General features: G+C 66.8%; 21 protein-coding genes and 1 tRNA gene. 16 read left to right on the top strand and 6 right to left on the bottom strand.

What is annotated here, in order from left to right; genetic code table 11:
* The first annotated feature begins 3 nt into the window (after positions 1-3).
* The 5 genes from KEC55_RS30305 (at position 4) to KEC55_RS30285 (ending at position 4,408) form a co-directional block, all read left to right on the top strand.
* On the top strand, positions 4-1,791 hold the full coding sequence (locus tag KEC55_RS30305; protein ID WP_282508732.1) for an SDR family oxidoreductase: 1,788 nt from the start codon (positions 4-6) through the stop codon (positions 1,789-1,791).
* A gap of 29 nt (positions 1,792-1,820) precedes the next feature.
* Positions 1,821-2,726 (top strand): metal-dependent hydrolase, encoded by a 906-nt coding sequence (locus KEC55_RS30300; RefSeq protein ID WP_282508731.1) that lies wholly within the window; start codon positions 1,821-1,823, stop codon positions 2,724-2,726.
* Positions 2,727-2,805: 79 nt separating this feature from the next.
* Entirely contained in the window at positions 2,806-3,093 is a 288-nt protein-coding gene (locus KEC55_RS30295) for a hypothetical protein (RefSeq protein WP_282508730.1), read from the top strand.
* Positions 3,094-3,344: 251 nt separating this feature from the next.
* Positions 3,345-3,722 (top strand): DUF2917 domain-containing protein, encoded by a 378-nt coding sequence (locus KEC55_RS30290; RefSeq protein WP_282508729.1) that lies wholly within the window; start codon positions 3,345-3,347, stop codon positions 3,720-3,722.
* Positions 3,723-4,033: 311 nt separating this feature from the next.
* Complete coding sequence (locus tag KEC55_RS30285) at positions 4,034-4,408, top strand: DUF2917 domain-containing protein (RefSeq protein WP_282508728.1); 375 nt, start codon at positions 4,034-4,036, stop codon at positions 4,406-4,408.
* Positions 4,409-4,568: 160 nt separating this feature from the next.
* Here the strand turns inward: KEC55_RS30285 and KEC55_RS30280 are convergent, their stop codons facing one another.
* Positions 4,569-4,847 carry a hypothetical protein gene (locus tag KEC55_RS30280; protein ID WP_006480752.1) on the bottom strand — a complete coding sequence of 93 codons (279 nt, stop codon included), beginning with the start codon at positions 4,845-4,847 and terminating at the stop codon, positions 4,569-4,571.
* 783 nt (positions 4,848-5,630) lie between these two features.
* Here KEC55_RS30280 and KEC55_RS30275 point away from each other — a divergent pair.
* Complete coding sequence (locus KEC55_RS30275) at positions 5,631-6,932, top strand: NCS2 family permease (RefSeq protein WP_176048272.1); 1,302 nt, start codon at positions 5,631-5,633, stop codon at positions 6,930-6,932.
* A 90-nt stretch (positions 6,933-7,022) separates the two neighbouring features.
* Here the strand turns inward: KEC55_RS30275 and KEC55_RS30270 are convergent, their stop codons facing one another.
* The 3 genes from KEC55_RS30270 to KEC55_RS30260 form a co-directional block, all read right to left on the bottom strand.
* Positions 7,023-8,981 carry a serine protease gene (locus KEC55_RS30270; protein ID WP_282508727.1) on the bottom strand — a complete coding sequence of 653 codons (1,959 nt, stop codon included), beginning with the start codon at positions 8,979-8,981 and terminating at the stop codon, positions 7,023-7,025.
* A gap of 233 nt (positions 8,982-9,214) precedes the next feature.
* Complete coding sequence (locus KEC55_RS30265) at positions 9,215-9,502, bottom strand: DUF1488 domain-containing protein (RefSeq protein ID WP_011354308.1); 288 nt, start codon at positions 9,500-9,502, stop codon at positions 9,215-9,217.
* Between the two features lie 240 nt (positions 9,503-9,742).
* Positions 9,743-10,018 carry a DUF2964 family protein gene (locus KEC55_RS30260; protein ID WP_235212474.1) on the bottom strand — a complete coding sequence of 92 codons (276 nt, stop codon included), beginning with the start codon at positions 10,016-10,018 and terminating at the stop codon, positions 9,743-9,745.
* A 185-nt stretch (positions 10,019-10,203) separates the two neighbouring features.
* Here KEC55_RS30260 and KEC55_RS30255 point away from each other — a divergent pair, with 185 nt between their 5' ends.
* The 8 genes from KEC55_RS30255 to KEC55_RS30220 all read left to right on the top strand — a co-directional run bounded on the left by KEC55_RS30255 (position 10,204) and on the right by KEC55_RS30220 (position 15,430).
* Entirely contained in the window at positions 10,204-12,126 is a 1,923-nt protein-coding gene (locus KEC55_RS30255) for a sigma-54-dependent Fis family transcriptional regulator (protein ID WP_282508726.1), read from the top strand.
* A gap of 82 nt (positions 12,127-12,208) precedes the next feature.
* A complete protein-coding gene (locus KEC55_RS30250; protein WP_077220533.1) occupies positions 12,209-12,511 on the top strand; it encodes a 2Fe-2S iron-sulfur cluster-binding protein in 303 nt (100 codons plus the stop codon).
* A 58-nt stretch (positions 12,512-12,569) separates the two neighbouring features.
* Positions 12,570-13,064 (top strand): SRPBCC family protein, encoded by a 495-nt coding sequence (locus KEC55_RS30245; RefSeq protein WP_282508725.1) that lies wholly within the window; start codon positions 12,570-12,572, stop codon positions 13,062-13,064.
* Positions 13,065-13,156: 92 nt separating this feature from the next.
* Positions 13,157-13,534 carry a DUF2946 domain-containing protein gene (locus KEC55_RS30240; RefSeq protein ID WP_282508724.1) on the top strand — a complete coding sequence of 126 codons (378 nt, stop codon included), beginning with the start codon at positions 13,157-13,159 and terminating at the stop codon, positions 13,532-13,534.
* 96 nt (positions 13,535-13,630) lie between these two features.
* On the top strand, positions 13,631-13,996 hold the full coding sequence (gene copC / locus KEC55_RS30235; protein ID WP_282508723.1) for a copper homeostasis periplasmic binding protein CopC: 366 nt from the start codon (positions 13,631-13,633) through the stop codon (positions 13,994-13,996).
* A 43-nt stretch (positions 13,997-14,039) separates the two neighbouring features.
* Entirely contained in the window at positions 14,040-14,486 is a 447-nt protein-coding gene (locus KEC55_RS30230; protein ID WP_282508722.1) for a copper chaperone PCu(A)C, read from the top strand.
* Between the two features lie 33 nt (positions 14,487-14,519).
* Positions 14,520-14,693 carry a hypothetical protein gene (locus tag KEC55_RS30225; protein WP_176048279.1) on the top strand — a complete coding sequence of 58 codons (174 nt, stop codon included), beginning with the start codon at positions 14,520-14,522 and terminating at the stop codon, positions 14,691-14,693.
* A 107-nt stretch (positions 14,694-14,800) separates the two neighbouring features.
* A complete protein-coding gene (locus tag KEC55_RS30220) occupies positions 14,801-15,430 on the top strand; it encodes a LysE family translocator (RefSeq protein WP_282508721.1) in 630 nt (209 codons plus the stop codon).
* Between the two features lie 13 nt (positions 15,431-15,443).
* Here the strand turns inward: KEC55_RS30220 and KEC55_RS30215 are convergent, their stop codons facing one another.
* On the bottom strand, positions 15,444-16,757 hold the full coding sequence (locus KEC55_RS30215; RefSeq protein ID WP_282508720.1) for a leucine-rich repeat-containing protein kinase family protein: 1,314 nt from the start codon (positions 16,755-16,757) through the stop codon (positions 15,444-15,446).
* A gap of 141 nt (positions 16,758-16,898) precedes the next feature.
* Here KEC55_RS30215 and KEC55_RS30210 point away from each other — a divergent pair.
* Positions 16,899-16,983: transfer RNA gene (locus KEC55_RS30210), tRNA-Leu, on the top strand.
* A gap of 220 nt (positions 16,984-17,203) precedes the next feature.
* On the opposite strand, the gene KEC55_RS30205 is transcribed toward KEC55_RS30210, so the two are convergent.
* Positions 17,204-17,914: an NAD(P)H-dependent oxidoreductase gene (locus KEC55_RS30205; protein ID WP_282508719.1), complete on the bottom strand. Its 711-nt coding sequence runs from the start codon at positions 17,912-17,914 to the stop codon at positions 17,204-17,206.
* Positions 17,915-18,048: 134 nt separating this feature from the next.
* Here KEC55_RS30205 and KEC55_RS30200 point away from each other — a divergent pair, with 134 nt between their 5' ends.
* On the top strand, positions 18,049-19,032 hold the full coding sequence (locus KEC55_RS30200; protein WP_282508718.1) for a GlxA family transcriptional regulator: 984 nt from the start codon (positions 18,049-18,051) through the stop codon (positions 19,030-19,032).
* The last annotated feature ends 138 nt before the right edge of the window (positions 19,033-19,170 follow it).

Genomic DNA, 19,170 nt, shown 5'->3' with positions numbered 1-19,170 from the left:
ACGATGCAGCCTCTTTCCGACGAAGCGCCGCTGGCCCTGTTCGAATCGGTTCATAGCGAAACGGCGGTCACCTCCGGCGACCTGACGCTCGCGGTCAAGACCTGGGGCGACCCGTCCCGCTCGCCGGTCGTGCTGGTGCACGGCTATCCCGACGACAGCAGCGTCTGGCAGCACGTCGCGCCGCTGCTCGCGCGCAAGCACTACGTGATCGCCTACGACGTGCGCGGCGCGGGCCTGTCCGGCGCGCCGAAGCGCACGGCCGACTACCACCTCGCGAAACTGACCGACGACTTCGTCGCGGTGATCGACGCGCTCTGCCCCGGCCGCGCCGTGCATCTGATCGCGCACGACTGGGGCTCGATCCAGGGCTGGGAATTCGTCACCGATGCGCGCCTCGCGGGCCGCATCGCGTCGTACACGTCGTGCTCGGGGCCGTGCCTCGACCACGTCGGCTTCTGGCTGCGCGAACGCGTGCTGCGCCCGACGCCCGCATCGCTCGCCAAGCTCGGCGGCCAGCTCGTGCGATCGTGGTACGTGTACCTGTTCCACCTGCCGTTCATCCCCGAGCTCGGCTGGCGGCTGTGGCTCGGCCGCGCGTGGCCGCGCCTGCTGCGCCGGCTCGAGAAGACACCGGCCACGCCGCGCCCGACGCAGGCCGACGACGGCGCGCGCGGCGTGCGCCTCTATCGTGCGAACTTCATCCGCTGCCTGTTCGCGCCGCGCGAGCGCTATGCGCATGCGCCGGTGCAGACGATCGTGCCGCTCGGCGACAAGTACGTGAGCCCGGCGCTGTCCGAAAACCTGTCGCGCTGGGTGCCGCAGTACTACCGTCGCGAAGTCGCGGCCGGCCACTGGCTACCGCTCGCCGATCCGGCACGATTCGCGGATCTCGCCGGGCAACTGATCGACGCGGTCGAATCGGGCAACGAACCGCCCGCGCTCGCGAACGCGCGCCGCCGCGCAACGAGCGGCCGTTTCAGCGGCAAGGTCGCGGTCGTCACCGGCGCGGGCAGCGGCATCGGCCGCTGCGCGGCGCTTGCGTTCGCCCGCGAAGGTGCGACGGTCGTCGCGTGCGACATCGATCTCGCGAGCGCCGAACGCACCGCGCTGCTGCTCGGGCTGACCGGCGCGCAGGCACACGCGAAACGCGTCGACGTCGGGTCCGCCGACGAGATGGAAGCGCTCGCGACATGGGTCGGCAGCGAACTCGGCGGCGCGGACATCGTGATCAACAACGCGGGCATCGGCATGGCCGGCGGCATCCTCGACACGAGCGCGCGGCACTGGGAGCGCATCCTGCACGTGAACCTGTGGGGCGTGATCCACGGCTCGCGGCTGTTCGCGCAGCAGATGGCCGCGCGCGGCACCGGCGGGCACATCGTCAACACCGCGTCGGCCGCCGCGTTCGGGCCGTCGCGCGACCTGCCCGCGTATGCGACGACGAAGGCCGCAGTGCTGATGCTCAGCGAATGCATGCGCGCGGAACTCGCGGAGCAAGGCATCGGCGTGACGGCCGTGTGCCCGGGTTTCGCTGAGACCGGAATCATGGCGTCGACGCAATACGCGGGCGCCAACGCACAGGACGAAGCGCGGCTGCGCAAGCGCGCGACGAAGCTGTACCAGATGCGCGGCCTGAAACCGGAAACCGTCGCGCAGGCGATGGTCGACGGCGTGCTGCGCAACCGCCCCGTCGTCGCGGTCGGCGGCGAGGCGCACGCGATGCGCTTCGTCGGCCGCTTCATGCCTTGGCTCGGCCGAATGATCGCCCGCGTCAGCATGGCATCGCATTGACGGCGCATGACGCCGCACAGGGAGACAACATGACCGATACCGCCGACTACCACAAGATCAAGGCCCGGCACGTGAAGTTCGACTTCAGCGACACGCCGATCACCTGGGTGCCGAACGATCCGGGCAGCACGCACATCATCAACACGCTGAACCTGCTGTTCCCGGAAGGCGAGCTGTGGTTTTGCCGCGTGTACAACAAGGCGCTGCCGCTGATCACCGATGCGCGCCTGCGCGACGAGGCCGAAGGCTTCCTGCGCCAGGAGGCCGTGCATTCGCGCTCGCACGGCGGCGTGCTCAAGCACTACTACGACCGGCACGGCATCGACACGAAGCCGTTCACGCAGAAGCTCAACCGGCTGTTCACGCGCGTGCTCGGCGAGCAGCCGCTCGGGCTGAAGATCGGCCATACGCGCTTCTGGCTGCGGCAGCAGCTCGCCGTCATCGCGTCGCTCGAGCATTTCTTCGGCTATCTCGGCAACTGGGTGCTCAATGCGCACGGGCTCGACGAAGGCCGTGCCGACCCGACGATGGTCGACCTGCTGCGCTGGCACGGCGCGGAGGAAGTCGAGCACCGCACCGTCGCGTTCGACATCTACCGGCACCTGGGCGGCAGCTATCCGGAGCGCTGCGTGCACATGGCGTTCGTGATCCTGCTGCTGCTCTACTACATCACGACCGGCGCGAAATTCATGTACAAGCGCGATCCGGACGCCGGCCGCTACCCGGGTTTCGTGCTCGCGTGGTGGCAGGGTTCGCGGCGCGGGCACCTGCCGTCGTTCTGGAAGGTGATCGGCGCGGCGCTGCGTTATTTCAAGCCGAGCTATACGCCGCACCACGAGGGTTCGACCGAGCAGGCACTCGCCTACCTCGCGCGCTCGCCGGCCGCGCAGGCCGCCGCGCACGGCGGCAACTGGGGCACGACGAAGGGCGCCTGAGCGCGTTTCCGGCCGGCTCGGCGGGCAGTGCCCGCCGAAATGCGTACAATCGCGGCTTCAATTTCCCGGAGGTGCCGCGATGGCCATGAAGAAAACCGATCTCGAAAAGAACAAGGCGCTCAAACTGACGCAAGCGATGAAGCAGTCGGGCCCCGCGCGTTTCGGCAAGGGCGCCGACGACGCCGCCAAGCTCGACCGCCGCGCGCAGCGCAAGCTCGACCAGGAACAGGGCCTCGTGCCGTTCGCCTGCAAGCTCAACGCCGAGCTCGTCGAACAGCTGAAGGCACGCGCGGCCACGCACCCGGAAGGAATGACGGGCCTGCTGTCCGAGCTGCTCGTGAACGGCCTCGCGCAACGCGACGCGTAACCGCCACGTATCTCGAAATTTCCGTTGACATTGCTGCGGTGCCACGACACACTCGTTCGCATGCCTATGCTCAAGCCCAACGCCATCGCGCATAAAACACCAGTGAACGCCCACCCGCGGCGATCACCGGAGGCGCTTGTGCGTTAGCATCGAGACTCAGTTACGCATGTCACAAGGCCTCGCCGGAAACGGATGAGGCCTTTTTGTTTTGGTGCGCGTCATCCCGCCCGGCTCAACGGATGGAGATGACGATGGACCAAGCAAGCCGGCTGGTTGTTTGCCCCGATCGGTGCCGCACCGATACGATCGCATTGCCTAGAGTCGAGTTGCATTTCACGGTTGCGCCGCGCAGGGCGCTGGCGTGGCGTGCGCAGCACGACGCCGAGATCCGCGTGCACGATGCGACGCTGTGGATCACGCGGCTGGGCAGCGTCGACGACTATTGGATACGAACCGGCGACGTGCTGCGCGTGCAGCGCGGAGATCGCATCTGGATCAGCACCGACGACGAGCGGCCCGCCGCAGCGTCGATCACGACCGCGTACGTGATGAAACGCGACGCGTGGCTTGCGCGTGCGCTCGCGCAGATGCGCCGCATGCTGAGTGGACGATGTCGAAGTCTCGAATAGAGAAAGCATCGCTATGCGCAGCGATCTCGCGATACGCAGCACACGTGCGGCAACGGATCATCCGCGCATATCCCGAAAATAGTCGTTGACAACACATCAGCCCGACAACAAAATCGTTCGCATGCCTACGTTCAAGCTCATCGCCGTCGCGATTCATTGCTCGATGAACATTCGAAAGAATGGTTCACGGGAGGCGCTTGTGCGTTAGCAATCGAGCAGTACCGCATGTCACACAAGGCCTCACCGGAAACGGATGAGGCCTTTTTGTTCTGGTGCGCGTCATCCATCCGGCTCAATCAATGGAGAAGACGATGGACCAGGCAAGCCAGTTGTTCGACCGTCCCGATCGGCGCCGCGCCGGCACGATCGCGTTACCGACTGTCGTGATCCGCTTCGCGGTCGCGCCGCGCACGACGATGACCTGGCGCGCGTCGCAGGATGCCGAGCTGCGCACGCATGGCGCGGCGCTGTGGGTCACGCGCCCGCCGAGCGTCGACGATTACTGGGTGCGGCCCGGCGACGTGCTGCGCATCGCGCGCGGCGAGCGCATCTGGCTCGGCACCGATGCCGACCGATCGGCCGAAGCGACGCTCACGACCGCGTACGTGCGGCGCGGCGAGCGCTTCAGGCGCACGCTCGCACAAGTGCAACGTTTGCTCGTCGGGGTATGGAGAAGGAGCGGATGAGCGACGTGCCGTCAAGCACGCGAGACGCGGAACGACCGCGACCGGAAACGGACGCACCTGCAGCGCAGCACGCCGCAGGTGCGCATCGAATGCCGCGGCACGCAAGTGCGTGCCGCGAGCGATCGCACGCCGTGCGCAGCAACCTGATGCAATGCGTGCATCAGGTGCTGGCGGCGAGACGCGGGCCCGTGCTCCGGGGAGTGGAATCGAGGTCGGGACGTTGCGCTGCCTGCGAGGTCACCCACGGATCGATGCCCTGCTTCTGCACCTCTTCAAGGAATGACACTCGTGTGCGCCAGTAATCCGCTTGTAATTTCGCATCGATGACGCGCTGTTCGGCTGCGAACAGTTCCATGCGCGCCGTCACGAGCATCGACGCAGCGGTTTTTTCCGGCGTGGGGGCGTGTCGCATCGCCCAACGGCTGATCCAGTTCAACATGCTGACCTCCGTGATTACGGACGAACCCGCATCGGGCAATCGCAATCGGCCGTGCCTGCCCGAACGCGCAACGGCCTTGACCGCCATTCACCGCCTGGCCTGCACGGACTGCGACTCCCCCGCGTCGGCAATTACCGGCCGGCGTGTGCATGCGCGGTGTATCTATCCTAGAAAGACTTGCCGGTTTACGCGATGGGGTCTTGCAATCTTTTACACAGAAACCACAGTCGCCCCCGCATCGCGAAATGACAGTTGCGGACGGGACGGCTTCGGCGCACGATAGCCCGATATTTGCCACCGCCTGGACTGACGAATGGCCGCTGCACGCCGCTGCCGTGCATCCGCACCGGCCGCGTATGTGCGTCTGCGCGCACACGCAGCCTGCACCGCGTTCGTGCAGCATGCGGGCGCTCCGTTTCAGTCGCGTGTCATCGCGCACCCGCCACGCGCGACGCGGCCGCCGTGCCGTTGCGCACGCACCGGCCGGTTTCGCCCGTTCCTCCCACTTGCCTTCCCACCGTTTCCGCCATTTGCGCCATTTCTGCCGGTCCGCACCGCGCGAACCGGTAAAATGCGCGCCTTCGTCGCGCGCCCGGGCTGCCAGACCGTTCGCGCGCAGGCAACCGATCGTGCCCTCCAACTATATCGTCCGAGCTATCCGCGCTATTACAATCCGCCGATAGCCGGGCAATAGTGGCTGGTTACATTAAGTCGGCCGCGCGCTGCCTTTACAACAATTCGGCACAACAATCAACACGACAACCCGACCGGAGAAACGCCTTCATGGAATCCATCAAGCGGTATTTCGGCTTCGCTGAAGCCGGCACCGACTTCCGCACCGAAATACTCGCGGGCGTCACCACGTTCCTGACGATGGCCTACATCATCTTCGTCAACCCCGCGATCCTCGGCGATGCCGGCATGCCGAAGGAATCCGTGTTCGTCGCGACCTGCCTCGTCGCGGCGCTGGCGTCGATCATCATGGGGCTGTACGCGAACTACCCGATCGCGTGCGCGCCCGGCATGGGCCTGAACGCGTATTTCGCCTACACGGTCGTCAAGGGGATGGGCTTCACGTGGCAGGCCGCGCTCGGCGCGGTGTTCATCTCCGGCTGCCTGTTCCTGCTCGTCACGCTGTTCCGCGTGCGCGAGGCGATCGTCAACGGCATTCCGAAATCGCTGCGAATCTCGATCACCGCCGGTATCGGCCTGTTTCTCGGCATCATCTCGCTGAAGACTTCGGGTGTGATCGTCGGCAACCCGGCCACGCTCGTCACGCTCGGCGACCTGCACAAGCACGACACGATCCTCGCGATCGTCGGCTTCTTCACGATCGTCACGCTCGACCACCTGCGCGTGCGCGGCGCGATCCTGATCGGCATCATCGGCGTGACGGTCCTGTCGTTCTTCTTCGGCGACAACCAGTTCCACGGCGTGTTCTCCGCGCCGCCGTCGATCGATGCAACGCTGTTCAAGCTCGACATCCGCGCCGCGCTGTCGACCGGCATCATCAACGTGATCCTCGTGTTCTTCCTCGTCGAGCTGTTCGACGCAACGGGCACGCTGATGGGCGTCGCGAACCGCGCGGGCCTGCTCGTCGAAGGCAAGATGAACCGGCTGAACAAGGCGCTGCTCGCCGACAGCACGGCGATCGTCGCGGGTTCGGTGCTCGGCACGTCGTCGACCACCGCGTATATCGAAAGCGCATCGGGCGTGCAGGCGGGCGGCCGCACGGGCGTGACGGCGATCACCGTCGCGGTGCTGTTCCTCGCGTGCCTGTTCATCGCGCCGCTCGCCGGCGTCGTGCCGGCCTATGCAACGGCGCCCGCGCTGCTGTACGTGTCGTGCCTGATGCTGCGCGAGATGGTCGAGGTGCCTTGGGACGATGCAACGGAAGCCGTGCCGGCCGCGCTGACCGCGCTGCTGATGCCGTTCACGTACTCGATCGCGAACGGCGTCGCGTTCGGCTTCATCGCGTACGGCGGCCTCAAGCTGCTGACGGGCCAGGCGCGCACGGTCAAGCCGATCGTGTGGGTCATCGCGGCCGTGTTCCTGTTCCGCTTCTTCTATCTCGGCAGCGAATGACGGTGGCGCTTCGGCGCGATGCATGATGAAAAAACGCCACCTTCGGGTGGCGTTTTTGCTGTGCATGCCGTGCCGCCTTGTCCGCGCGGATCAAGGCGTCGCGACACCCCTGAGTTCCTCGTCGTACAGCCGCTGCGCCAGCGACGAATCGAGCGTCTTGACGCGGCGATACAACTGCACCGCGTCATCGACCCGCCCGGTGCGGCGATAAGCGACCGCCAGGTTGGCCATGACTTGCGCGTCATCGGGATACGTGCGGTTCATCTCCTCGAAGATCCCGACCGCCGCATCGGGCCGCTTGCCGCGAATCGCCGCGATGCCCATCGCCTCCCGCGCCAACCGGTTCGACGGATCGAGCTTCAATGCATGCGCAGCCGCGGCCGACGCTTCGTCGGGCTGGCCGATCTCGTTCAGTTCGCCCGCGAGCACCACCCATCCCGCCGCCAGGGATTCGTCCAGCGCAACCGCGCGCCGGAACGATGCGACGGCATGCACATGCTGGCCCAGTTGCGCCAGCGTCACGCCGTGCATCCGCCACGCCCTCGCGTCGCTGTCGTTCAGCTTGAGGGATCGGTCGAGCGCGCTCAACGCATCGACATAGTTCGACTGTGTCATGTACAGCGCGCCGAGCCGCAACCAGTATTCGGCATTGTCCGGCGCCGCTTCAACCGCACTGTGCATCGCGCTGGACGCGTTGCCGGACTGGCCTTGCAGCGCATACGCCTGGGTAAGCGCGCCCTGGATGAGCGCGGTTGCGGCGGAATCGCCGCCCTTCTGCGCCTTCAGCGCGTGCTGGTAACTGGCGATCGCGTCCGCCAGGTGGCCGAGATCGTATTGCGCACGGCCGAGTGCGTACCAAAGCCGCACATCGTCGGGAAAAGCCTTCAACCCGTCGTGCAGCACGCCGATGGTTGCCTGGGCATCCTGCTGCGTCGAGGCCAGCAGGCTCCACGCATCTGCCTGGCGCGAACCGGACAGTTCATGTACGCCCCGTTCGAACAACGGTCGCGCATCGGCCTTGTCGCCGCGCCGCAAATACGCGATACCGAGATTCATCGCCAGCATCGCGTCCGACGGATCGGCACGCATGCCGGCGTGAAATGCGTCGAGTGCGCGATCCATCTGCCCCAGCTCGGCATAGGTGTTGCCGAGCGAAGACCAGCCAAATGCGTATGACGGATCGTTTTCGACCGAACGGCGATAGGCGGCCAGGCTGAGCGCGCCGCGATCGGGCAGCCGGCTCGTGCGGTAGGCATTGCCGAGGTTGTTCCACGCCCACGCGCTTTGCGGTCGCGCGGCCGTCCATGCAAGGTCATGGCGAATCAGCCCGTCGACGTCGTTTGCCACCGCGTATGCGCGCGCCTGGCTCATCCAGGCAGTCGCTTCGAGCGGCAGGTCGACGGCCGGCATCTTCGCCGCCACGGTCGCCATCCACTCGACCGGCAGGACCATGTAGAGCGACGCGGCATTGTCCGCGCGGACGCCCACCATGCCGATCAGATTGCCTTGCTCATCGTAGACGCCGGCGCCCGGTTCGGGCAGGTGCGGCGACGCCGGATTCGGCGACGCGACCAGGCCGGAATGCATGCCGCCGTCCGCGGCCCACGCATGGCAGCACACGCGCAGCGCAACGGGATCGCGACGGTCGAATCGCGCGCCTGCCAGATAGGCGGTCGTGGCTGCTTCCGGACTTCGCGCCGTCAACGGCACGGCGGCGACGTCGAGACCCGTCGCTTCGACGATGCAAATGTCCCGATCCTGGTTGCCCGCGACGAGTCGCGCGGGAAGACGGCGGCCATCGGCCGATGCGATGTCGAATGCCGGCCGGCCGGCGAGCCGATGACACGGCGTCGCGACACGCCCCGGCGCCACGACGATGCCACCCGTCGTGACGTCGCCCGCGACGATGTCGACCTCACCGGGTGCGCGCCGACCGATCGCATCGTCGTCAGATCGAACGGCCCCGTCGGCCATCGACATGCCGGCCGCGAGCAACCATGCGCCTGCCAGCAGACGGCGCGCCTTCCCCCATCCCGAACGATGCTCCACGTGCGGTGCCCTCTTTTTATTGTGTTGGTATTCGAATGATTTCTTCTGCGATCCTGACGAATCGGAACGCCAGTTCGCCTCGACACACTAGCAGCGGGCGCGGTGCAACGGCAATCCGGCGCCGCCCGCATACGAAAATGCCGCCCGACTCCGCCGAACGGCATTGCGTGAAAGGCAACGTCTTCGCGTGCGCCGCGCCCAGTCGCGCGCTCCGCAAGACGAGCGTCGTGTCGTCAGCGCCAGTTGGCCTCGTAGAAGCGCACGTAACCGCTGCGCAGCGTCACGCATTGCGCGCGCGTTTCCGACAGCAGGCGTCGTGCAGCCGCCTCGATACGGTCGCGGTGCTGGTCGAATGCGCCGACCATGTCCTCGAAGCGCGGCGATGCCGCACCGAAGTGGTCTTCCAGCGCCTCGGCGGTGATCTGACACTGGACGCGCTCGCCATTGACCAGTGCCGTGAATGCAAGCATCAGGTCACGCCCCGAATACTCAGGCTTCTCATTCGTGAAATGGATCTGCATGGGAGCCGCCTCGACCGGTAGAAAACGAATGACCGCGTCCGTCGTCCGCTACCGGCCGGACGAAATGTACGCGGGCTCGCCGGCGGAGGCCCCGACCGCGGAGTGTGGCGCGGTCGATGCATGCCGGTTGATTTCCACTTTAGACGGTTTCGCGCAGGAGACAAATATTCCCGCGTGCGTCGTTCCGACGCGCCATTCATCAGATCAGCGCGGCATCAGGCACCGTTTCGGAAACGGACGTCAGTGCGGATCGGTGGGCCAGACGTTGAGCGCGATCGCGGCGGTCGTGACGCCCACCGCAATCGCGGCCGCCCCGTATCGCACCGCATCGGTCAGATCGAACAGCAATCCGTGGATCGCCACGGCAATGCCGCCCAGCATGATGAACGTGGCGATGGCCGCCAGCACGACTCTCAGTTCCGTCCGAACCATGATGCGTCTCCCGAACGGATGCATGTCGCGTCGCATGCATGTTGCAATGCGGAACACGGCGCGTGCGTGCTCCATTTCCATCATTGCAGGCGGGCGCTTAAAAGCAAGGGGATTTTGTTCGCGGTCGCGCATCGCACGTGGCGCTTGTATGATGATGCGTACCCGGACGGTCGGCTGTTGCGCCGGATGGTGCACCGCGAGCGGAGCAGCACTCCGCCGCCGGTTCCGATTCGGTCGGCCCGGGTTGCCCCGGGAACAGGAGACAAGTCATGCCGCAACCCTTCGTGCTGCCCGTCACCGCGGGTCGCACCGACCTGCTCGCGCAGGCGCATGCGCGTTCGACCGCGGTCGGCCTGCGCGCGCACGAACGCCCGGATTTTGCACCGCTGTCGCGCATCGCGCTGCGCGAACTGCTCGACACGAATCACGCGCTGTTCTCGCACGCGCGCCCGGTGATGGAAGACCTCCACGCGCAGATCGCCGATACGCAAAGCCTGGTGCTGCTGACCGACGCCGACGGCGTGATCCTGCACAGCATCGGCGATGCCGACTTCATCGAGAAAGCCAATCGCGTCGCGCTGTGCACCGGCGTGTCGTGGGCCGAAGGCGCGCGCGGCACCAACGCGATCGGCACCGCGCTCGCGTCGGGCCAGGCCGTCGTCGTGCACGGGTCCGAGCACTTCCTGCGCGCGAACCACATCCTCACCTGCTCGTGCGCACCGATCGTCGATCCGTTCGGGCGCACGCTCGGCACGCTCGACGTGAGCGGCGACCCGCGCGGCTCCAGCCCGCATACGCTCGCGCTCGTGCGGATGTCCGCGCAGCTGATCGAGAACCATCTGTTCGCGAACCAGTGCGGGGAAGCGCTGCGGCTGCGCTTTCACGCGCACGAGGATTGCGTCGACTCGCTATTCGCCGGGCTCGTCGCATTCGGCCCCGACGGCGGGCTGATCGCGGCGAACCGCAGCGCGCAATTCCAGCTCGGCGCGTCGTTCGACGCACTGCAGCATCAAGCCAGCGATGCGCTGTTCGGCATGCGTTTCGGCCAGCTCGCGCAGCAGGCCGCCCGTGCGCCGGGCGCCACGTTCCGCCTGACGCTGTCGACCGGCGTGCGCGTGCTCGCGCGCTGCGAATTCCCGGACGCGCAGAAAACGACCGTTGCCGTCACGCCGGCCGCGCCGGCCGTGCCGGCCGTGCGCGTACGTGCGCCTGACCCCGACACGATCACGTTCGCGACGCTCGACACCGGCGACGCGCGCATGGCCGCCGTGCTCGAGCGCGTCGCGAAGATCCGCGGGCGCGACCTGCCGTTGCTGATCCTCGGCCAGACCGGCACCGGCAAGGAATGGCTCGCCCGCGCGCTGCACCAGGCGTCTCCGCGCGCGGACGGCCCGTTCGTCGCGGTCAACTGCGCGGCGCTGCCGGATTCGCTGATCGAGGCCGAGCTGTTCGGCTATGAAGACGGCGCGTTCACGGGCGCGCGCAAGCGTGGCAGCCCCGGCAAGATCGCGCAGGCCGACGGCGGCACGCTGTTTCTCGACGAGATCGGCGACATGCCGCTCGCACAGCAGGTCCGGCTGATGCGCGTGCTGCAGGAGCGCGCGGTCATGCCGCTCGGCGGCGCACGCGCGGTGCCGGTCGACGTGCGTGTGGTCTGCGCGACCCATCGCGACCTGCGCGCGATGATCGCGGACGGGACGTTCCGTGAAGACCTGTTCTACCGGATCAACGGGCTTGCCGTCACGCTGCCGGCGCTCGCGGCGCGCACCGACCTGCCGGCACTCGTCGACCGGATTCTCGCGCGGCTTGCGCGCAGCGAACCGATGCCGCGCCGTATCGCGGCCGACGTGCTCGATGCATTCACGCGCCACCGCTGGCCCGGCAATCTGCGGCAGATGACCAACGTGCTGCGCACGGCCGGCATGCTCGCCGAAGACGAAGCCGAAATCGCGCTCGCGCATTTGCCCGACGATTTCTGGCTCGACTGCGACGATGGGCCGGTTGCAACGGCAGCAACCACACCGGCCACATCGGCCACATCGGCTACCGCGCACGAAGGCACGACGCTGCAAAGCCACCAGGCCGCGGTGATCGACGCCGTGCTCGCGCGGCACGGCGGCAACGTATCGGCGGCCGCGCGCGAGCTCGGCCTCGCGCGCAACACCGTGTACCGCTACCTGCGGCGGCATTGACGCCCCCGGCCGGCGGACGCTGCCCGCCGGCCGGTTCGGGTATGCTTGGCGCGTTGCCGCCGAACCGCCGCCCGCCTCAGTCATGACCGATCCCGACCACCCGCCCCTCGTGCGCATCGAGCCGCTCGGCACGACCTTCGACGCACCCGATTCACTGACACTGCTCGAAGCCGCCGCGTTCGCGCGCGTGTCGCTGCCGCGCTCGTGCCGCAACGGCACGTGCCGAAGCTGCCTTTGCCGGATCGTCAGCGGCAGCGTACGCTACACGATCGAATGGCCGGGCCTGAGCCGCGAGGAAAAGGCCGACGGCTATACGCTGCCGTGCGTGGCCGTCGCGACGTCGGACCTCGTGCTCGACGTGCCCGACGCGGTCATGCTCGACTAGACGCGGCGTGCGGTCGCGCGCGCCGTCCTGCAACGCCTGATCCTGCATGGAGAACGCGATGGCCCAGCAAACCGATCGCATCGAGAAACACGCTCAGCTCGCGGCATCGCCCGAGCGCGTCTGGGAAGCCGTCAGCAATTCCGGCGAATTCGGCCAGTGGTTCGGCGTCACGTTCGACGGCCCGTTCGCGGCCGGCCAGCCGCTGTTCGGCCGCATCACGCCGACGCGCGTCGACGACGACGTCGCCAAGGCGCAGGAGCCCTATGCGGGCACTGTGTTCGAAATCGTCGTCGATCGCCGCGAACCGAAGCAACTGTTCTCGTTTCGCTGGCATCCGTTCGCGATCGATCCGAATTTCGATTACACGTCCGAGCCGATGACGCTCGTCACGTTCACGCTCGCCGCGCAGGCCGGCGGCACGCTGCTCACGGTCACCGAAACGGGTTTCGATCAGTTGATCGAAGCGCGCCGCGCGAAGGCGCGCGAGATGAACGACCAGGGCTGGGCCGCGCAGATGACGCTGATCACGAAATACCTGGCGAAGCACGCGTAGCGTGCCGCTTCGCCGCATGCCGCGGCCGACCCGCGGATCGACGTGCGTGGCATAATCCGCTCCATCGTCGCTCATACGCCACCGCGCATCGCATGCTGAGTCGTCGCCTCCGGAAGATCGGCAGTCTGATCGGGATGCTCGCCATCCTGATGACGGCGCTCGCGCCGACGATCTCGCAGGCGCTGACCACGCAAGGGCGTGTCGACGCGCTGCTGGCCGGCTACTGTACGGCCGCCCCGGCCGCCGGCGACCACTCTGCCGATGCATCGACGAAGCGCCTGCAAGCCCACCTCCAGGCATGCGGCTATTGCAGCCTGCTTGCCCACACGCCCGCCCTGCCCGCGCCCGAACTGACGTTCGCGGCCAACGTGCGCGTGATCCAGCACCGCGCGGCCACCCGCTTCGAAAGCCTGCACCGCGCGCTGCCGCTCACGGCCGCGCAGCCGCGCGCCCCACCGTTCGCGTCCTGATCCGTTGTCGTCACGCGTGATGCCGTAGCGCATCGCGCGGCCCGCGCACGCCGCCCGCGTGCGTGACCTGTCACGTTTCGAAGGACGCTCACCGTCATGAACACCGCCACTTTCTTGCGCGGCGCACTCGCCGCGCTCGGCTTCATCGTCATCCAGGCTGCCCATGCGCATGCCATTCCGAAGACGCAGGACCCGGCCGCCGACGCCACGCTGTCGGCCGCACCGCACGCAGTCACGATCAATTTCAGCGAAGCGCTCGAACCGGCCTTCAGCTCGATCGCCGTCACCGACAGCCACGGGCAATCCGTTGCCGACGGGAAGTCGGCCGTCGACGCCCGCAACCGGAAACGGATGCACGTCGCACTGGCCAGCCTGACGGCCGGCACGTACACGGTCGCGTGGGTCGCCGTTGCGAGCGACGGCCATCGCACGCAAGGCCGTTACACGTTCACGCTGAAGTAATGCACGCGCCATCCCCTGCATTTACCAATAAGGAGAACAAACGATGAAACGCTCGATTCCGACCGCCCTGCTGTTTGCACTGCTGGCGCTGCAAGCCCCTGCCACGTTCGCTGCGCCGGCCGTGCAGGCCGATGCGTGCTGGATCCGCGCGATGCCGGCGACGGTGCCGTCGTCCGGCTACTTCACGCTGAAGAACGACGGCGACGCACCCGCCACGCTGACGGGCATCGACAGCCCCGCGTACGGCATGGCGATGGTGCATGAAACGCAGACGAACGGCAGCACCGCGAAGATGGTTCATGTCGACTCGGTCGTCGTCCCCGCGCACGGCTCGGTGACGTTCAAGCCGAAGAGCTATCACGTGATGCTCGAGGAACCGCGCCAGGCCGTCGCACCCGGCGCGAAGGTGCCGTTCCGGCTGCATTTCGCGGACGGCTCGACGGTGTCGGTCACCTGCGACGCGAAGCCGCCGACCTACGCCGGCCAGTAACGCGCCCCCGTACCCCGATCGAAGGAGACGCACATGAAAGACCGCCTGCCGCTGGCCGACCTGATCGTCCGTTACCGGACGCCGCTGAATCTCGCCGTGCTGATCGTCTGCGGGTTGTGGGCCGCGTGGATCGCATGGATGACGCGGCCCGCCGCGATCGACACGCCGCCGTCGATCCCCGCGTACTGCATGCGCGACGCGCGCTGACGCGCCGCACCTGCGTGGTTCCGGCGGCGGCCCGCGCCATTATTGGCGTGGCATCATCGCTTCAATCGATTCATCCCGACCGCCGGAACCGCCACTCGGAGCGACGCATGTCCGTTCAGACCTGGATGCTGTTTGCCGCAGCCTATCTCGCCACGACACTGTCGCCGGGGCCGAACGTCCTGCTCGTGATCCGCAACACGGTGCGCTACGGCACGCACGGCACCGCCGCGACGATCGCGGGCAACCTCGTCGCGCAGGGTGTGGTCGTGCTGCTCGTCGCGCTCGGCGTCGGCGCGGTGCTGGCCGCGATGCCGCCGCTGTTCGTCGCGATGAAGGTCGTGGGCGCCGCATACCTGATAGTGCTGGGCGTCCGGCAACTGCGCGGCGACCGCAAGGCCGCCGCGTCGACCGGTGCCGCGGAAATCGCCGTGCCCGACCGCAGGAAGCTGTTCCGCGAAGCGCTGTTCGTATCGGGCAGCAATCCGAAGACGATGATCTTCCTGTCGGCGTTCATGCCGCAGTTCATCGTGCACGACCGCCCGCTCGCACTGCAGTTCGTCGTGATGTACGCGACGATCGCCTGCACCGTCGTGGTCGTTCACAGCGCTTATTCGGCCGGCGTGCGCCGGTTCCATCGCGGTTTCGGCATGAGCCGCGCGGTGCGCGCGCTCAAGCGCGCCAGCGGGCTGCTGTTCGTCGGGCTCGGAATCAAGCTGCTGACCGCGCGGCAGGCGTAAGCGGGCAATCGCGTCAGCGCATGTGGGCGGCGAGCGCCGCCGTGATCTCGTCGAACGACGGACGCGCGTCGACATCCTCGTTCAGGCACGCCGCCGCAAGCGCATCGAGGGCCGCCGTGCGCGGCTCGCATCGCTCGAGCAGTTCGCCGAGCAGATAGCCGAACGCGCGCACTTCGAGCCGCTCGAACCTGCCGCCCTGCATGCGGTCGTTCACGTCGTAGAGCGACGCCGCACCGAAATCCCCGAGCAACGCACCGCCTGCCCCATCGTGCAGGATGTTGTGCGCATACAGGTCGCCATGCATGATGCCGCGCGCATGCAGATGGCCCGCGACCGACGCGATGCCGTGCGCGATCCGCACCGCTTCCGCCGGCGCGAATCGCGCGTCGGCCGCATACACGTCGCGCGTGCAAGACACGAAACTCGGCGGCCCGGCGAGATTCTTCAGCGCCGGATCGACCAGTTCCATCACGAGGCCATGCGTGCCATCCGGATGCCCGCGCACCTTGCCGATCACCGGGATCAGGTCCGGATGTCGGCCGGCGTGCAGGCACGCGGCCATTTCGCAATCGGGCAAGCCGTCGCTCGTCACCGCACCCTTGAACAGCTTGACGGCGACCGCCCGTGGCGGCTGCCCTTCCGTGTGCCACTGCGCGCGGTAGATGACGCCCGATGCGCCCTCGCCCAGCTTCTGCTCACACGAAAGCGACGCCCAGTCGATCTCCACAACATCCGGCCCCGCGGAAGCTGCGGCCTCCGGCGCCGCGCCGAACGGATTGCCGGCGGCGGCGAGCCACGCAAGACGCGGCTGACGCAGCAGCCAGTCGGGCAACGCATCCAGCCGGTTGGCCGACAGGCGCACCAGTTCGAGCGCGCGGCACGCGGCCATTTCGGCCGGCAGCGCGCGCAACTGATTGCCCGCGAGCATGAGCTTCTGCAACCGTGAACAGTCGCCGATATCGGCAGGCAGCGCATCGACTGCGTTGTCGGTGAGGATCAGCCAGCGCAGCGCGCGCGGCAGCGCGCCGCGCGGCACCGTGCGAATCCGGTTCGCCTTGAAGCCGATCATGTCGAGTTGCGCGCATGCGCCGAGCACGTCGGGGAACGCGGTGAAGCGATTGCCGGACGCAAACAGGATGCGCAGGCGATGCAGCCGCGGCAGGTCGTCCGGCAGCGCGGACAGCGCATTGCCGGTCAGGTCGAGCACTTCGAGCGTGTCGGCAAGATCGAAGATCTCGCGCGGAAATTCGGTCAACCCGCATGCGAGCTTGAGTTGCCGTGCGCCCGACAGTTGTCCGGCCTGCAGTTGTTCGAGGGTGTGGATCACGGGAGAAAACAGGTTGCGGTTGCGATGATCGTCAGACCGATCTCACGAATTCTACCGGGATCGCTTTCGTGCAAAACCACAACCTTGTCACGCCCCCTTCACAAACGCGCAATGTGACGTTAGAATTGCGCCCCTTGCAGTGCCGACGTGGTGAAATTGGTAGACACGCTATCTTGAGGGGGTAGTGGCGAAAGCTGTGCGAGTTCGAGTCTCGCCGTCGGCACCAGGTTAATGCAATGCGCTGCTTACCAGCGCAGCAGCCCATCGGGCATCAACCGGCGAAACACATCGCCGTCGAGCCGGCTACCGCGCCGTCCACGATATCGCCTGCCGATGTCGACTTCCGGGCCCCCTCGCCGCGACCGCACACTCCCCAGCGCTTTGACGACAACGACCTGCCCACGCACGTCATCGCCTCGTCTTGCGCCGCATTCCCCCTTCCCCGGTCACGTTCCGCGCTTGTGCGGATACAGTTGCGCATCGAAGTCGTCGAGACTCGGGAACACCAGCGGCTGCTCCGCCGCCAGCGCCGGCAACCGGTTTCGCCACGCATCCAGATAGCCGCCCCGGACTTCGTTCGACACATACGGCACATGCCATGCGACGAACGGTTCGAGTACGTCGAGCCCCGTGTACGCGAGCGTCCCCTGCAACAGGTGCCGCAGCATGCCTTGCAGCGAACCGTGCACGCCGTCGTTGCCGAACATGTGCGCCTGCCCGCCCAGCGTCAGGCTCACGATCGCACGCTTGCCTTTAAGGCCGCCCCGATCGTAGAAGCGCATGCCGCCGTAGACGGCGCCGGACACGAGTACGCGGTCGATCCACCCTTTCAGGATCGCGGGCGTCGAGAACCAGAACAACGGGAAATTCAGCACGAGCAGGTCGCATCGCATCAGCTTGTCGAGTTCTCCCCGGATATCCGCGCTGATGGTGCCGTTGGCGACGCCATGACGCTGCTCCAGCGCATACACGCAGTAGTCGTCATTGGCACGCGCGCCGAAATCGTTCGCCGATGCGACGGGGTTAAAGCCCATCGCATAGAGATCCGACACCTCGACTTCATGCCCGTCCGCGCGCAACACGTCCTCGGCCGTGGTTTTCAAAGCAGTGCAGAACGATTGAGGCTCGGGATGAGCGTGAACGATCAGGACTTTCATGGCAATGGCTCTCGATTGAACGAATGGATCGTGATCCGGCCGGCTCGGCACGCGATCACCCGGTAGCGAAAGTGTCGCCGGTCGCCGGGTTGCTGTACATTGTCGAAATTGACTAATGTTGTGCCAAAACCGCCATGCACCGCGCCGCCATCCTTGCCTATGACGATTGCTACGCCTTCAGCCTGGGCGGGTTCGCCGACATCCTCCAGGTCGCGAATTCGCACCTGAAGAAGCAGCATGGAGAAACCGGCACGCGCTACGAGTGGCATTTCGTGTCGCAGTCGGGCGGCCCGATCCGCACCAGCAACGGTCTCGAGGTGAACACGCAACCGATCCGGCCGCGGCAACGCTTCGACCTGGTGTTCATCCCGAGTGCGCATTACGCGGGGCACAAGGCGTTCGACAGGTTGCTGGCGAGCCAGTCGAGCGCATGCGACTGGCTGATCACCCAATGGAATGCCGGCGCGTGCGTCGCGGCCAATTGCACGGGCACGTTTCTGCTCGCGCAAACCGGATTGCTGGACGGACGCGCGGCGACGACGACCTGGTGGCTCGCCGACCAGTTTCGCGCCCGGTTTCCGCGCGTGAACCTTCAGGTCGAACCTGTCATCACCGAAGTCGATCGCCTGATCTGCGCCGGTGCATCGGCGTCTTATCTCCTGCAGACGATTCACATCGTCGAGCGACTCTCCGGCCCGACGGTCGCGTCGCTTTGCGCGAAAACCATGCTCATCGACGTCAGCCAGACGCGCCAGACGCCCTACCTGCCGCTGCTCGCGGACAAGGCCCACGGCGATTCACTGGTTCATCGCGCGCAGCACCTGCTGCAGAAGAACATGGCGAAGGAGGTGCGGATGTCGGCGCTCGCGAACGAACTCGACGTCAGCGAGCGCACGCTGATTCGCCGCTTTCAGGCCGCACTGGACCAGACACCGCTGCGCTATTTGCAGAGCCTGCGGATCGAGGCGGCCCGCGGACTGTTCGAGGCCGCCGACCTCACGATCGAGGAAGTGGCCGTCAAGGTCGGCTATAGCGACGTGAGTTCGTTCTGCCGGTTGTTCAAGGAACGGGTAGGACTGAGTCCGGGCGCTTATCGGGGGCGCTTTCGCACGTCTTGACGTGGCCGATGCCGCGCCTCCGTCACGACGCCGGCACTTGCGGCATACGCGCTGCCGGCAAGCGACTGGCGGCACGGCCGGCGCAATCGATACACCGCTTCCCCGGCTGCCTGATCGCAGGTAACGGATTGCGCACCA

It is taken from the genome of Burkholderia cepacia (genome assembly GCF_029962485.1).
Lineage (GTDB): Bacteria > Pseudomonadota > Gammaproteobacteria > Burkholderiales > Burkholderiaceae > Burkholderia.
The sequence above is the reverse complement of the archived record's forward strand: the minus strand, read 5'-3'. Positions and strand labels throughout refer to the sequence as shown.